This window comes from Ochrobactrum sp. PL_is483, assembly GCF_055816855.1.
In genome coordinates, this window is the sequence record NZ_JBVPGS010000026.1 from 59,141 (window position 1) to 72,815 (window position 13,675).

The window sequence follows — 13,675 nt, forward strand, 5'->3', positions numbered from 1 at the left end:
AAAATGATAGGCTTGATATTTAAAGTGCCTGGAGCACGCGGGCAGCCATCATCATTTCGATTTCGCGATTCTTGCGCCGCTCTACCGCTTCAGCATCAGATCCCCAATGCTCGATGGTCCAATCCTCATCGATATGTGCGAGCTGCCAGCCTTGTTCTGCGGTCACCTCGCCTTTTGCGATAGCCAATGCAATAATTGCTGATCCGGTCAGTGTCGTCATCGTATGCAGTGAAGCCAGCGCGATCGGGTCTTTGAAAGCAGCCAAATGAACGCCGAATGCCGCTATTGCCTCCCGTGGCTGTTCGATATGCATCACACCTTCGGCGAGCGAAAAACGGGCTCCAAGCCCTTCCATCCAGTCGATCAGCGGGTCCCACTGCCGCGTTTGGCGGGAAACCAGTTCTTGCGGACTATCGGCGCGATAGCAAAGCATATCCGTACCGGCAAAACGGAGGATATCCTCGAACACCGCTTGCGGGTCCTGCGCAATTCCGTCGATCGCCGTATTGACGAGCCGCGTCGCGGGCATTTTACCTGGATCGATGACCTTTTCCTGAGCGGCGAATTCGTCTGCCACAATCTGTGCAGCCGCCTTCGTCGGTAACCGCAGCAGACTGCGCGCTGGCGTCTTGACGGGGCGACCATCCAGATGGACGGCAAAACCGCCTTCAACTTCCGCTACTTCTGCTCTTTCATAAAAGCGTTTGGGCAGCTGTGCCAGCATCTGCTTTTGCGCACGCACGATAGGGTTCTCGTCGGAAAGCTGCTTTCCTGCCTCAAGATCGCTCAAAATATCACGCATAGATTTATCCAGTTCTATATCGCTAACTCGGTGCAAGGCTCAACAACTAGACGACCCGTTGGTCCATAGCCTGCAGCAATGCATGGAGTTCGCATGGCGCTTCCAGAATGTGATGGGCGCCAGCTTCTATCAGTCCCTGCCTGTTATGATAACCCCAGGAGACACCCGCGGCCATAGCGCCTGCAGAACGGGCCATCTGCATATCATAAACGGCATCGCCAATGACAATCGTTCGGCTCGGCTCTATCCCCATTTCCGCGCAGGATTCAAGCACCATGGCCGGATGCGGCTTTGACGGGCAATCATCGGCGGTCCGCGTCACTACGAAATGATGCCCGATGCCGTGCCGCTCGAAAACAGAGCGAACGCCACGTTGGGACTTTCCGGTCACGATACCAAGCAAAAGATCGTCCCTCGCCCCAAGCTCAGTCAGAAGCGGCAGAATTCCATCATAGAGCGGCTCCGCGAAGTCTGGAGCCTGCCTCAATATCACAAAGTTTTCCTTGTATCGTTGCGTCAGCCAATGAACCTGCTCGTCCGGCTCGCGATTCAACAGCTTAGCAATAGCAAGATGCAACGATAGGCCGATGATCGAATGCGTTTTCTCGATTGCGGGAGGTTCCAAACCGGCGTCGGCAAAACTGGTCGCCATACATCTATGAATCAAATCACCGCTGTCGACCAGCGTTCCGTCGCAATCGAACAGTACAAGTTTCATCGGGCGTTGGATACCTTTACCGGCTTGTTGATAATCATCAGTCCGCAACCGATCAGCGCAAGAGCCGCAAAGATTTTCCAGCTCAAAGGCTCGTTCAGAATGAGGCCGCTCAATAACACGCCAAAAGCGGGCGTGAGGAAGGCGAAATTAGAAAGTTTCGACGCGGGGTATCGGCGCACCATCCAGAACCAGAGCGGATAGGTGAATGCCACCACGAATACCGCCTGAAACAGGAAGGCTGATATGGACAGGACATCCGGACTGCGAAGCAGCGGGCCGCTCAACGAAATGAACGGCAACGGCACCAAAGTTGCAATCACCAACTGGTAGAGAAGTGTCTTTTCCGGCGCTGTATAGGCAAGCCGGGTCCGCTTGATGACCAGCGTGGTTAGCCCCCACAACACACCAGACACAAGCGCCAGCATATCGCCATAGATAGCGTGCGGCCCCGGACGGCTGACATGATCAGAAAAGACCAGAAACACGCCCAGAAAGGCGATGCACATGCCGATGAAAGCACGAACAGACATGCGTTCGCCTAGAAGGAAATGACTGCCGATAGCAACCCAGAACGGCATGACATTCATCATGAGCGTTACACGCCCCACGCTCGTTAGCTCCATCGCCAGAAAAATCAGGACGAACTCGGTACCGAACAGCAATCCGGCAGCTATTCCAGCTGCGAGCGTGCCATCCCGCTTGAAAAGCGGAATGCGCCGCCAATAACACCAGAGAAAGACGCACATGCCGCCGAGCGCGGAGCGCCCTGCTGCCATCAGCATGGGATTGAATCCTTGATTGCCGATCTTGATGGCAACCTGATTAAGCCCCCAACTGAACATGATGAACATGACCAGCATGATGGCCAGCCCATTGAACGAAACTCGTCCTTCGGACGATCCCCCCGCTTCGCCTGACATTTTTATTCTTCCGCGCTTTCCTCGTCGAAGCCTAGCAGATTCCACGACTGCACCATGTGCGGCGGCAAAGGCGCCGTCACATCTATAATGCCGCCCGACGGATTCGGAATGCGAATACGGCGCGCGTGAAGATGCAGCCTTTTTTGTATCCCGCCCGGAAACTCCCAATTCTGGTCAGCTTCAAAATATTTGGGATCACCGATAATTGGATGGCCAATATAGGCCGCATGAACGCGCAGCTGGTGGGTTCTGCCGGTATAAGGTTCCATTTCAAGCCAGGTCAGGTTGTTCCCCGCCTTCTCGATGATGCGATAGTAGGAGACAGCATGGTCGGAATCCGGTTCGCCATGCTGGCAAACACGCATCTTGTCGCCGTCCGGTGTCTGCTCCCGGACAAGCCACGTGGAAATCTTGTCCTCGCGCTTGCGCGGAACGCCCTTAACCAAGGCCCAGTAAGTCTTCTTGGTATCGCGTTCACGAAAAGCGGCGGTCAAAGCCTGTGCCGCGCCGCGCGTACGCGCCACAACCAGCACACCTGATGTGTCGCGGTCGATACGATGCACAAGACGCGGCTTTTCGCCCTTCTTATTCCGCCATGCTTCCAGCATGCCATCCACATGTCTTGATACGCCTGAACCACCTTGTACCGCGAGACCTGCGGGTTTGTTGAAAACAAACACTTTCGGATCTTCATAGAGAAGCATCTGCGAAAGCACATCACCGTCCTGCTGACTGCGGATTGTCCGCGCTGTAACCGGGCCAGTTGCCTTCTCATCAACACCAAGAGGCGGAATGCGCACAGTCTGACCGGCCTGAATACGTGTATCGGCCTTCGCCCGGGAACCATCGATACGTATTTGGCCCGATCGGAGGAGTTTCTGCAGGTGGCCGAAACCCAGTCCCGGATAATGGACCTTGAACCAGCGATCGAGCCGCATGCCCGCCTCGCCTGTATCCACAATCTTCTGCTCTACGCCTGCCATGGAGAAACCCGATCAATGCATCCTGATACGGTACGCATGCGCGCACCGATTGCTTGTTCCTGTCAATAGACGCGAGTTCCGACGATTGCTAGGCAGAAATCCGCAAAACTGCAATTTGGGTGCTTGACGTATATTCGCCCCACCCTCCTCCAATGAGTTTGATTTCGACGGGGGAATCTTCACACTCGGTTACATGCGTTTTTAATTTATGGTCGATCTTGACACCCAATCGCCACTTCATGACGCCATCAGATATTGATAGAAGAATGGGCCTATACCATTTAGTCCCGTGAAATAGAGCGAGCGGGAGTGCGAAAGTGTCATTGCTCAAAATCTACTGGCGAGCCATGGAATACCTTGCGGTCGAAAAGACCGCGACGATAACCATGTGCGTCGCCAGCGTGCTGGTTGCCCTCGTTACCCTTGCCGAACCAATCCTGTTCGGCCGGGTCATTCAGGCTATCTCCGACAAGGGCGATATTTTTTCGCCACTTGCAATGTGGGCAGCGCTTGGCGGCTTCAACATTATTGCTGCTGTCTTTGTGGCGCGCGGAGCAGACCGTCTCGCGCACCGTCGTCGTCTGGGCGTGATGATCGCTTCCTATGAGCGTCTCATCACCATGCCGCTTTCGTGGCACCAGAAGCGCGGCACATCCAACGCACTCCACACGCTGATCCGCGCAACAGATTCGCTCTTCACGCTCTGGCTCGAATTCATGCGCCAGCATTTGACGACAATCGTGGCGCTATCAACGCTGATCCCGGTTGCGATGAACATGGATATGCGCATGTCGCTGGTGCTCATCGTACTAGGCGTCATCTATGTGATGATCGGCCAACTCGTGATGCGCAAGACAAAGGACGGTCAGACCGCAGTCGAAAAGCACCATCACAAACTGTTCGAACATGTCAGCGACACGATCAGCAATGTCTCAGTTGTCCAAAGCTACAATCGCATTGCCTCGGAAACCCAATCCCTGCGCGATTATGCGAAGAACCTTGAGAAAGCACAGTTTCCGGTTCTCAACTGGTGGGCGCTGGCCAGCGGCCTGAACCGCATGGCATCTACCTTCTCAATGGTCGTAGTTCTCGTTCTGGGCGCCTATTTTGTCACCAAGGGCCAGATGCGCGTGGGCGACGTGATTGCCTTTATCGGCTTCGCCCAACTGATGATCGGTCGCCTCGACCAGATTAGCGCGTTCATCAACCAGACTGTCACCGCACGCGCCAAGCTGGAAGAATTCTTCCAGATGGAAGACGCTACTGCTGACCGTCAGGAACCGCAAGACGTTTCGGACCTAAACGACGTCAAGGGCGACATCGTTTTCGACAACGTCACCTTCGAGTTTCCGAACTCCGGTCAGGGCGTCTATGATGTGTCTTTCGAGATCAAGCCGGGACAGACTGTAGCTATTGTCGGCCCGACCGGTGCAGGTAAGACTACGCTCATCAACTTGTTGCAGCGTGTTTTCGATCCGGCAGCGGGTCGCATCACAATCGATGGAACCGATACGCGTACCGTTAGCCGCCGCTCCTTGCGCCATGCTATTGCAACCGTATTTCAGGACGCCGGACTGTTCAATCGCTCTGTGGAAGAGAATATTCGTGTTGGTCGTGAAGACGCCACATCCGAAGAAGTGCACGCCGCAGCTCGCGCTGCTGCTGCCCACGACTTCATTCTGGCCAAAAGCGATGGCTACGATACGGTTGTCGGTGAACGCGGTTCGCAGCTTTCAGGCGGCGAACGCCAGCGCCTTGCGATTGCACGAGCAATCCTGAAGGATTCGCCTATCCTCGTTCTTGACGAAGCCACCAGTGCGCTCGACGTCGAAACCGAGGAGAAGGTGAAACAGGCGGTGGACGATCTGAGCCACAACCGCACCACCTTCATCATTGCGCATCGTCTTTCGACCGTTCGCTCGGCCGATCTGGTTCTGTTCATGGACAAAGGACATCTCGTTGAAAGCGGCAGCTTCGACGAGCTTGCCGCACGCGGCGGTCGTTTTACAGACCTTCTGCGCGCCGGTGGCCTCAAACTGGAAGATAAGGCAGCCAAAGTCGTGGAGGGCAGCAACGTAATGCCTTTTCCGACCAAAGGTGCGGTTGGCTAAATCCCAAAACGTCAAAATGAAAAGCCCGCGATGATCTCATCGCGGGCTTTTCATTTTAAACTCGAAACTTAAAGCGGCACCTCGAAGCGGAGCCCGTCGTATCCAGGCTCAACATTGTCGAGTGTCTCACGCAAGACGGTTTCATAATCAAGCGGAACATGCATATGCGTGAGAATGGCGCGTTTGGGCGCCAGTTTTTCTATCCATTCAAGCGCCTCACCGAGCGAGAAATGGCTGGGATGCGGACGATATTGCAACGCATCGATGATAAGCACATCGGCACCGCCCAAATATTTGAGACTTTGCTCAGGAAAAGCGCTCACGTCGGTACAGTAAACGACTGAACCGATGCGAAAGCCCAACGACTCAATGTCGCCATGCACCTGACTGAATGGCTCGAAACGGATTTCTCCTCCTGCTCCCGATATGGAAAACGGCGTCTCGGGAGCAATGTCGTGCATGCTGAGGATCGGCGGATAGCTCGACCCGGCAGGCGTTTCGAAACAATAGCCGAATGCCTCGAAAAGCCGGTTACGCGTTAGTCGATTGGCATAAACATCCATAAGGCGACGATTTTCGACTACATAGGTACGAAGATCGTCGATACCGTGAATATGGTCCGCATGCGGATGGGTATAGACAGCCGCGTCGAGGCTATGCGCTCTGGCATCAATCATCTGGGCGCGGAAATCCGGCCCCGTATCAATCACAACCGTTGTGCTGTGACCCGCATCGTCAAACCGCTCCACCAGAAGCGATGCCCGGCGACGCCGGTTTTTTGGGTTTTGCGGATCGCATTTGCCCCAATCACCGTTGATACGCGGCACGCCGGGAGACGACCCGCAGCCCAGAAGCGTAAAACGCAGGCAGTTACGCGGCACTGACACGATCAGCTTCCTTTTGCGGCCAAGTCATCTGGCATGGGCATCTTGGTGAACAGTCGGAAGACATTCTCGCTGGTGATTTGCGCAATCTCTTCCCTGCTCACGCCGATCGTTTCGGCAAGCACGGCAGCAGTGTGCTGAACAAATGAAGGCTCATTGCGCTTGCCACGATAAGGAACCGGCGCCAGATAAGGAGCATCCGTCTCGACGAGCAAACGATCGCGCGGAACGATGGAGGCAACTTCGCGAATTTCGGCTGAATTCTTGAAAGTCAGAATTCCCGAGAAAGAAACGTAGCCACCGAGCGCGATGCCTTTTTCGGCCAGCGCACGACCGGAAGAGAAGCAGTGCAGGATAAACGGAAAAGCGCCCTTTTCCGTTTCTCGCTCCAGAATATCGGCCATGTCTTCATCCGCACTGCGGGCATGAATGACCAGCGGCAATTGGGTACGGCGAGCTGCCTCGATGTGGACGAGAAAGCCCTGCCTTTGCGCTTCCGGTGGCGCATAATCATAGTGATAGTCGAGCCCCGCCTCGCCAATGGCCACCACTTTCGGGTGTTCAGCCAGACGCACGAGATCATCGGCGGTCACGTCCAGTTCTTCATGCGCATTGTTCGGATGAGTTCCAACCGAACAATAAACGGAATCATAGGTTTCAGCGAGTGCGCGGATCGCGTCGAATTTCCTGACCCGCGTGGAAATCGTCACCATGCGCCTGACTCCGGCATCCAGAGCGCGGCGAACGATATCGTCGCGCTCCGGCTCGAAGTCGGCAAAGTCGAGGTGACAATGACTATCGACAAGCATCATCGAACTCAGTTCTACTCTTCTGTTTCCACATAGCGCGGGAACACCGGCTGCGGGGCTGGCAGATCGGTGCCACCGACAAGCTGGCTTGCCGTAACGTCAGAGAACTGGCGGTTGTCGGCAGGGATAGCCAGTATATCGAGTAGTTTTTCCGCCGACTGCGGAATGAACGGCTGCACCATGATGCCAACGCGCCGGATCACCTCGGCCGTCACATAAAGGACAGTGCCCATGCGTGCCGGATCAGTCTTGCGCAACGCCCAAGGCTCCTGACCCGCGAAATAACGGTTGGCTTCGGCAACAACAGCAAAAATTGCTCCGAGCGCAAGATGCAACGCCTGATCGTCCATTGCCTTGCGTGCGGTATCGAGCGCCGCATCGGCCTGATCGAGAATAGCCTTATCCGCGTCCGAAAACTCGCCCGGAACCGGGACCTTGCCTTCGCAATTCTTGGCGATCATCGACAGTGAGCGCTGGGCAAGATTGCCGAGATCGTTCGCCAGATCGGCGTTGGTGCGGTTGACGATAGCGTCATGGCTGTAGCTGCCATCCTGACCGAATGGCACTTCGCGCATCAGGAAATAGCGCAACTGATCGAGCCCATAACGCTCAACGAGACCGAACGGATCGATCACATTGCCGAGGGACTTCGACATTTTCTCGCCGCGGTTGAACAGAAAGCCGTGTGCGAAAACCCGCTTCGGCAGCGGAATACCAGCCGACATCAGGAATGCGGGCCAGTAGACAGCGTGGAAGCGCGAGATATCCTTGCCGATGATATGAGCATCGGCGGGCCAATAGCTCCATTTCTCATCCGAAGTGTCGGGATAGCCGAGAGCGGTAATGTAGTTGGTCAGGGCGTCGACCCAGACATACATGACATGTTTCTCGTCGCCCGGCACCGGAATGCCCCAGTCGAAGGTCGTGCGCGAAATCGACAGATCCTTCAGACCGGACTTGACGAAGCTCACGATCTCGTTGCGGCGCTCCGCAGGCATGATGAAGCCCGGATTCTTCTCATAAAGATCAAGCAGCTTGTCCTGATAGGCTGAGAGACGGAAGAAATAGCTTTCCTCCTCGACCCATTCGACGGGTGTGCCCTGCGGGCCGTAGCGGACGCCATCCTCGCGGACTTCGGTTTCCTCTTCACCGTAATAGGCTTCGTCACGCACGGAGTACCAACCGGCATAGCCACCCTTGTAGATATCGCCATTGTCGGCCATCGCTTTCCAGATAGCCTGGCTCGCCTTGTAGTGGCGCTCTTCCGAAGTGCGAATATAGTCATCGTTGGAACTGTTCAGTACGTCTGCCATCTGCCGGAACGCAGCCGTATTGCGGTCTGCAAGCTCCCGCGGCGTGATGCCTTCCCAGCGCGCGCTCTGCAGCATCTTGATGCCATGTTCGTCCGTACCGGTCAGAAAGTAAACATCCTTGCCGTTCAGTCGCTGAAAACGTGCCATCGCATCGGTCGCGATCAGTTCATACGCATGACCGATGTGCGGCTTTCCGTTCGGATAAGCAATCGCGGTGGTGATGTAATATTTTTCGCGGCTCATTAGGGACCCGGTCTTTCGAAGTTTGAAAGCGCGCCTGAATGACTAGCAGACACACGAGGAGAAAATTAACAGCGGTGACATAACCCATGTCAGCGGCCATGTCACGCAAGCGGAGGCTGACCAGACCGAAAAGCGCGATGCGTTTTTTCCAAAAGGATTACCACAGCCTGTCGGCGGTCGAGATTGTAGGTTTCGGCCTCCACGGTTTCGCGTGACAGATCGCTCCAGAATCGCGACCAGCGGTCTGCATCACGCAGTTGCCCTGCCTCGGCTCGACGCCGAGCTTCCGTCGCAACCCGCCCCAGCAGATGGTCGCGGAACAGCTCATACTGAATCTCCGACTCACGTCCGTTCAATATGCCAGCAAGCGCCTGTGCCTTCGGCAAATCGAAAGCCTGCCCTTCAAGAAGGGAATCGGCTGTGTCGGCGATTTCAATACCGCCATTCGCCACCAGCAGAAGTGCCTTGCGCACACTGCCTTCTGAACGTTTGAGCAGCGTTTCCGTTACCGCATCAGCCCCCATTCCGATACCGGCACCGACATGGGACAAGGCGTCCGTAAGTGCATTATCGTCAAGCGGCTTGAAACCGATACTCTGGCAACGAGACCGGATTGTCGGGAGCAAACGCCCTGCCGAGTGGGAAATCAGGATAAAGAGCGCCCGTGCGGGGGGCTCTTCCAGTGTCTTCAACAATGCATTGGCCGCATTGCGGTTCATATCGTCGGCAGGATCGACAATAACGATGCGCCAAGCGTGATCCGAGGCCGTCCGGGACAGAAAATGCGTAACCCGGCGGATTTCCTCTACCGGAATACCCGTTTTGAATTTTCCCGTCTTTTGATCGAACGGGCGGTTGATATGCAGAACGGCGGGATGCATGCCGCCCGCAATCTGCCGCCAAAGCGGTCGCGCAAAATCCGGAGCGGCAATATGTTCCGGCGCTTCGCCATTGTTGCCATGCGCCAGCATATGGCCCGCCAGATGAAAGGCGAGCGTTGCCTTGCCGATGCCCTGCTCACCCTCAAAGAGCAGCGCGTGATGCATGCGCCCCTCACGATAGGCTTGCGCCAGAAAATGACTGATCTCCCGGTGTCCCGCGATATAATCGCTTGCCGATGGTTCTGGCACGCCCTCAATGGAATCGTGGGCTTTAGGGACGTCGAGTTCCTCGATCACAACAGCCCCCTTTCCGTCAGTACACGGTCAACTTCTTTAGCGATATCATTCGCAATCGTGTTTTGCGGGCGGTCAGCATCGATGACCTTGCAGCGCTCAGGCTCCGCTTCGGCAATTGCCAGAAAAGCCTGCCGTCGCGCCTCATGCACCGCAATATCTTCCTTTTCGAACCGGTCTGCAGTTTCACTGCCACGCCGTTTTCCGGCGCGAGACAACCCCTTCTGCGCAGAAATATCGAGAATGATCGTCATGTCAGGCATGGTGCCGTCTATGGCAATGCGTTCCACCGCCGACATATAGACGCCGTCGAGGTTGCCAGTAACACCCTGATAGGCACGGCTTGAATCGATGAAACGGTCGCAAAGCACCACCCGCCCCTCGTTCAAAGCCGGACGGATAAGCTGGTCCACATGGTCTGCCCGCGCAGCTGCGAACAGCAGGGCTTCCATCGCTGGGCCGTAATTCTCTGCATTGCCGCTCAGTATGACATGGCGAATTGCTTCCGCACCAGGAGAACCGCCCGGTTCTCGCGTGATGACCGGATCGAAGCCGCTTGCCCGCAGGTGCTTGGCCAGCAACGCGATTTGCGTCGACTTGCCCGCTCCTTCGCCGCCTTCGAATGTGATGAACAATCCCGACAAACCAACTTCCAAATGTTTGAATCGATGCCCGAACGGACTTCTGTGAAAGTTAATATCGGCCTTTGGTCAACAGGTCGAGCCTGCATTACGCGTCGCGCATCTAAAGATATTTCCTCAGCCAACCGGTGGAGAGCTCCATCGCCGCACCTAAGGCACGCTTTGAAAGACTTCCCTCATCAACGGATTGGGCTGTGAAAACAGGGACATCACGAAGAATACTGCCATTCAGCTCTAACTGAAGAACACCGACCCGTTGGTTGTCGGCGACAGGGGCATCAAGCGGTCCATTATAGATAATGCGAGCTTTCAGCTTGTCGCGACCGTCCTTTGGCAGCAACAACTCAACACGCTCCTTGACTTTCAACGGTACATGCGTGAGCGCACCGCCGAAAACTTGCGCCTCACCCACGATTTCATCTGCCGGATAAAGCTGCACATCGTCAAACGCCGTCATCCCCCATTGCAGAAGACGCCTTGCTTCCTCTTCACGCTCCTTGATGGTGGCAAGGCCGCTCATCGCCAGATAAAGCCTGCGACCGTTCTGTTCTGCCGACCCGACCAGGGCAAAGCCGGACGCTTCCGTAAACCCCGTTCCCATGCCGTCAGCTCCGACATCAAGCCGCAGCAATGGATTGCGGTTGCGTTGCATGATGTTGTTCCAGGTGAAAGCCGGTTGGGAATAGAATTTATAGTATTCCGGATGGGCGGTTCGGATATGTTGCGCCAGCCTGACCAGATCTTGCAGAGAAACCGTCTGCCCTTCAGCAGGTAATCCTGTGGAGTTGACGAATTTGGAGGCGGTCAAGCCCAGCTCGTGCGCACGATCATTCATGCGCTTTGCAAAAGCCTGTTCGCTGCCTGCCAGGCCTTCGGCCAGTACGATAGCGCCGTCATTCGCTGATTGAACGATCATACCCTGCAACAGATCGGCGACCGTTGGCGCAGACTTGATGCGCGCGAACATCGTTGATGTGCCCGAGGGCGCGCCGCCGGTTCTCCATGCATTCTCGCTGACGATGTAAGACGTATCGAGCGTCGTTGCGCCTTTATCGAGGGCTTCGAAAACCACTTCGGCCGTCATCAGCTTGGCGAGAGATGCGGGCGGAATAGGAACATTGGCATTCTTGGAGAGAAGCACCGTTCCGCTTCGCTCGTCGACAAGCAGGACTTGCGGAGCCTTTGAAACAAACGCCGTTTCTACAGGGGCCGCCAGACTTACAACCGGCACGAATACAGCCAGCGAAACGCAGACAGAAGCGGCGCGCGCAAGTAGCGTTATTTTTGAAATCAGCCCCATGCAAATCCCGTTACGTGAGCAGAGAGATAGAGCTTACGCAACGAATCCGCCCAAAATCAATATGCCAGCGTTTGTCACCCTATCGTGAGCGTTCAATCGAGACGAACGACAAACGCATTCACTGCGCCCGCCTTCCAGGCCGCGCGTAGTAGGGCATCGTTTCCGCCCTTCTCCGCCACAGCTGTCAGCTCGTAGGTTTCGACAGTTTCGGTCGGAATCTTGGTAAGCGTGAATCTGGTCGCTCGAGGCAATGAGGCTTGAAGCTGCTTCACCTCTTCGAGCGTACTGAACGTGCCAAGCTCGACATATTCGCCATGTTCCTCGGCCTCACGACGTTTCCAGGCGCTTGAAATCGCATCGTTGGTCAGGATGCTGCTATAGGCGCGCTCCTCGGCATAAGCCGTTCCAGCCAGCCGGTCAGTAGCATAACCAGCCAATCCGCTCACACCGGCAGCATTCGCTACCCCAAAGCTTGAGCCGGGACGTTGCGACGGCACAGGCACATTCGCCGGCAACAACGGAGCTGCGGCACCGGACGGATCGCTATATGCAGGATCAACGGCAAAAGGCGAGTTTTCCGGCATAGGCGCAGAAGCTGGAACGGCATCCATTACCGGCATCGGAACACGCGACTTCGGCGAAGTCGGCGTCGGCCCGTTCATAGCCATCATGACGCCAGTTGCAGGCTGGCCGATCGTATCGCCACCAGCCGGGCGGTAAGACGCCATGAGGAATGCGTCGTCATTGCCATCCAATGGCGCTCTGCCGACATATTCGACCTTCACATTAGCCGTACCATGGTGCTGATAATCGAGCATCTCGGCTGCTTTCTGGGAAAGATCGATAACGCGGTCGAATTCATACGGACCACGATCATTCACGCGCACAATGACCGAGCTGCCATTCGCAAGATTGGTGACGCGAGCATAACTCGGCAAAGGCATGGTCGGATGCGCAGCCGTCAGATGCGCCATGTCATAAACTTCACCATTGGCCGTCAGGCGACCGTGGAAAGCTTCACCATACCAGGAGGCGTGACCAACCTTGACATAATTCTTGTCTTCCTTGGGATAATACCAGCGTCCTTTGACCTTGTAGGGCTGACCGGTCTGATCGCGCCCTCCGCCACGCGGCAGCGGCTTTCCCTTCGAATAAGACACGCGTGGGCTGGCTTTCACGCCATATTTGGATTCAGCAAAATATTCTTTCGAACGTTTTGTCTTCGATTTTGGCTGCGGCGCCGATGCACAACCCGCCAAGGCGACAGCGATAGCCATGAACGACAACATCGCGACCGAACCGCGCTTGTCGCGCAGCTTCAAAGCCTTGCCGTTGACCGAATGTTTCAGCCCTCGTTTCGAATCCATACGCCACACGCCCGCTACTCAACAGCACAACCGAAAACGCTGGTTGCACCTTTTTAGATTTTAGTGATGTCACCGATTGATTGACGGATCATTAAAGCTTTTGGAAATCCGCATATTTTGAGTCGCGCTACAGGACATCCGCTCAACTTCGACGGGCCGTGTTCTCTCGGTCTTGTGGAACAATCGTTCATTCAACGCGTTGAATTTTCAACAGGAAGGAGAAAACGAATGTTGAGAGCAATGATCCTTTGGCTGATGGGCGTTCCACTCGTTGTCGTGCTGTTTATCTGGTATTTTTTCTTTTAAATTTGGAACGTTCAAGCCCTTCAATCGTTATTTATATGGCTCTAATGACCTCCGAGCCAGTCACCTAACGTCATGAACTAGGCCCGCCGTAACGAGGCGGGTC

At 55.5% G+C, this 13,675-nt stretch carries 12 protein-coding genes; 1 reads left to right on the top strand and 11 read right to left on the bottom strand.

Annotation, left to right across the window (positions count from 1 at the left end):
* Positions 1–19: 19 nt before the first annotated feature.
* From AC0TNJ_RS04345 to AC0TNJ_RS04360, 4 genes are read right to left on the bottom strand one after another with little or no spacing between them, the layout of a single operon-like run.
* Positions 20–802, bottom strand: coding sequence for an ATP12 family chaperone protein (locus AC0TNJ_RS04345; protein ID WP_473770358.1), 783 nt, complete (start codon positions 800–802; stop codon positions 20–22).
* Positions 803–848: 46 nt separating this feature from the next.
* Positions 849–1,520 (bottom strand): HAD-IA family hydrolase, encoded by a 672-nt coding sequence (locus tag AC0TNJ_RS04350; protein ID WP_473770359.1) that lies wholly within the window; start codon positions 1,518–1,520, stop codon positions 849–851.
* Entirely contained in the window at positions 1,517–2,440 is a 924-nt protein-coding gene (locus AC0TNJ_RS04355; RefSeq protein ID WP_473770360.1) for a DMT family transporter, read from the bottom strand. The genes AC0TNJ_RS04350 and AC0TNJ_RS04355 overlap by 4 nt, the downstream gene beginning before the upstream one ends.
* Before the next feature lie 2 nt (positions 2,441–2,442).
* On the bottom strand, positions 2,443–3,423 hold the full coding sequence (locus AC0TNJ_RS04360; protein WP_122001677.1) for an RluA family pseudouridine synthase: 981 nt from the start codon (positions 3,421–3,423) through the stop codon (positions 2,443–2,445).
* A gap of 317 nt (positions 3,424–3,740) precedes the next feature.
* On the opposite strand from AC0TNJ_RS04360, the gene AC0TNJ_RS04365 reads away from it, so the two are divergent.
* A complete protein-coding gene (locus AC0TNJ_RS04365) occupies positions 3,741–5,534 on the top strand; it encodes a glucan ABC transporter ATP-binding protein/ permease (protein ID WP_473770361.1) in 1,794 nt (597 codons plus the stop codon).
* 68 nt (positions 5,535–5,602) lie between these two features.
* Here the strand turns inward: AC0TNJ_RS04365 and AC0TNJ_RS04370 are convergent, their stop codons facing one another.
* The 7 genes from AC0TNJ_RS04370 to AC0TNJ_RS04400 form a co-directional block, all read right to left on the bottom strand.
* Positions 5,603–6,421, bottom strand: a complete 819-nt coding sequence (locus AC0TNJ_RS04370; RefSeq protein ID WP_473770362.1) for an MBL fold metallo-hydrolase — start codon at positions 6,419–6,421, stop codon at positions 5,603–5,605.
* A gap of 2 nt (positions 6,422–6,423) precedes the next feature.
* Positions 6,424–7,227, bottom strand: a complete 804-nt coding sequence (locus AC0TNJ_RS04375) for a TatD family hydrolase (RefSeq protein ID WP_122001739.1) — start codon at positions 7,225–7,227, stop codon at positions 6,424–6,426.
* Positions 7,228–7,241: 14 nt separating this feature from the next.
* Entirely contained in the window at positions 7,242–8,783 is a 1,542-nt protein-coding gene (gene metG / locus AC0TNJ_RS04380; protein WP_473770363.1) for a methionine--tRNA ligase, read from the bottom strand.
* A 101-nt stretch (positions 8,784–8,884) separates the two neighbouring features.
* The gene (locus AC0TNJ_RS04385; protein WP_473770364.1) at positions 8,885–9,961 is read right to left on the bottom strand and encodes a DNA polymerase III subunit delta'; all 1,077 of its coding nucleotides are present in this window, start codon (positions 9,959–9,961) and stop codon (positions 8,885–8,887) included.
* Positions 9,958–10,602, bottom strand: a complete 645-nt coding sequence (gene tmk / locus AC0TNJ_RS04390; RefSeq protein ID WP_473770365.1) for a dTMP kinase — start codon at positions 10,600–10,602, stop codon at positions 9,958–9,960. The genes AC0TNJ_RS04385 and tmk overlap by 4 nt, the downstream gene beginning before the upstream one ends.
* A gap of 100 nt (positions 10,603–10,702) precedes the next feature.
* Complete coding sequence (locus AC0TNJ_RS04395; RefSeq protein WP_473770366.1) at positions 10,703–11,899, bottom strand: D-alanyl-D-alanine carboxypeptidase family protein; 1,197 nt, start codon at positions 11,897–11,899, stop codon at positions 10,703–10,705.
* 92 nt (positions 11,900–11,991) lie between these two features.
* Positions 11,992–13,266, bottom strand: a complete 1,275-nt coding sequence (locus tag AC0TNJ_RS04400) for a septal ring lytic transglycosylase RlpA family protein (protein ID WP_473770367.1) — start codon at positions 13,264–13,266, stop codon at positions 11,992–11,994.
* Positions 13,267–13,675: the final 409 nt, after the last annotated feature.

Coding starts and splice junctions, on each gene's coding strand:
- AC0TNJ_RS04345 (WP_473770358.1), bottom strand. CDS start 802: ATGCGTGATATTTTGAGCGATCTTGAGGCAGGAAAGCAGCTTTCCGAC.
- AC0TNJ_RS04350 (WP_473770359.1), bottom strand. CDS start 1,520: ATGAAACTTGTACTGTTCGATTGCGACGGAACGCTGGTCGACAGCGGT.
- AC0TNJ_RS04355 (WP_473770360.1), bottom strand. CDS start 2,440: ATGTCAGGCGAAGCGGGGGGATCGTCCGAAGGACGAGTTTCGTTCAAT.
- AC0TNJ_RS04360 (WP_122001677.1), bottom strand. CDS start 3,423: ATGGCAGGCGTAGAGCAGAAGATTGTGGATACAGGCGAGGCGGGCATG.
- AC0TNJ_RS04375 (WP_122001739.1), bottom strand. CDS start 7,227: ATGCTTGTCGATAGTCATTGTCACCTCGACTTTGCCGACTTCGAGCCG.
- metG (WP_473770363.1), bottom strand. CDS start 8,783: ATGAGCCGCGAAAAATATTACATCACCACCGCGATTGCTTATCCGAAC.
- AC0TNJ_RS04395 (WP_473770366.1), bottom strand. CDS start 11,899: ATGGGGCTGATTTCAAAAATAACGCTACTTGCGCGCGCCGCTTCTGTC.
- AC0TNJ_RS04400 (WP_473770367.1), bottom strand. CDS start 13,266: ATGGATTCGAAACGAGGGCTGAAACATTCGGTCAACGGCAAGGCTTTG.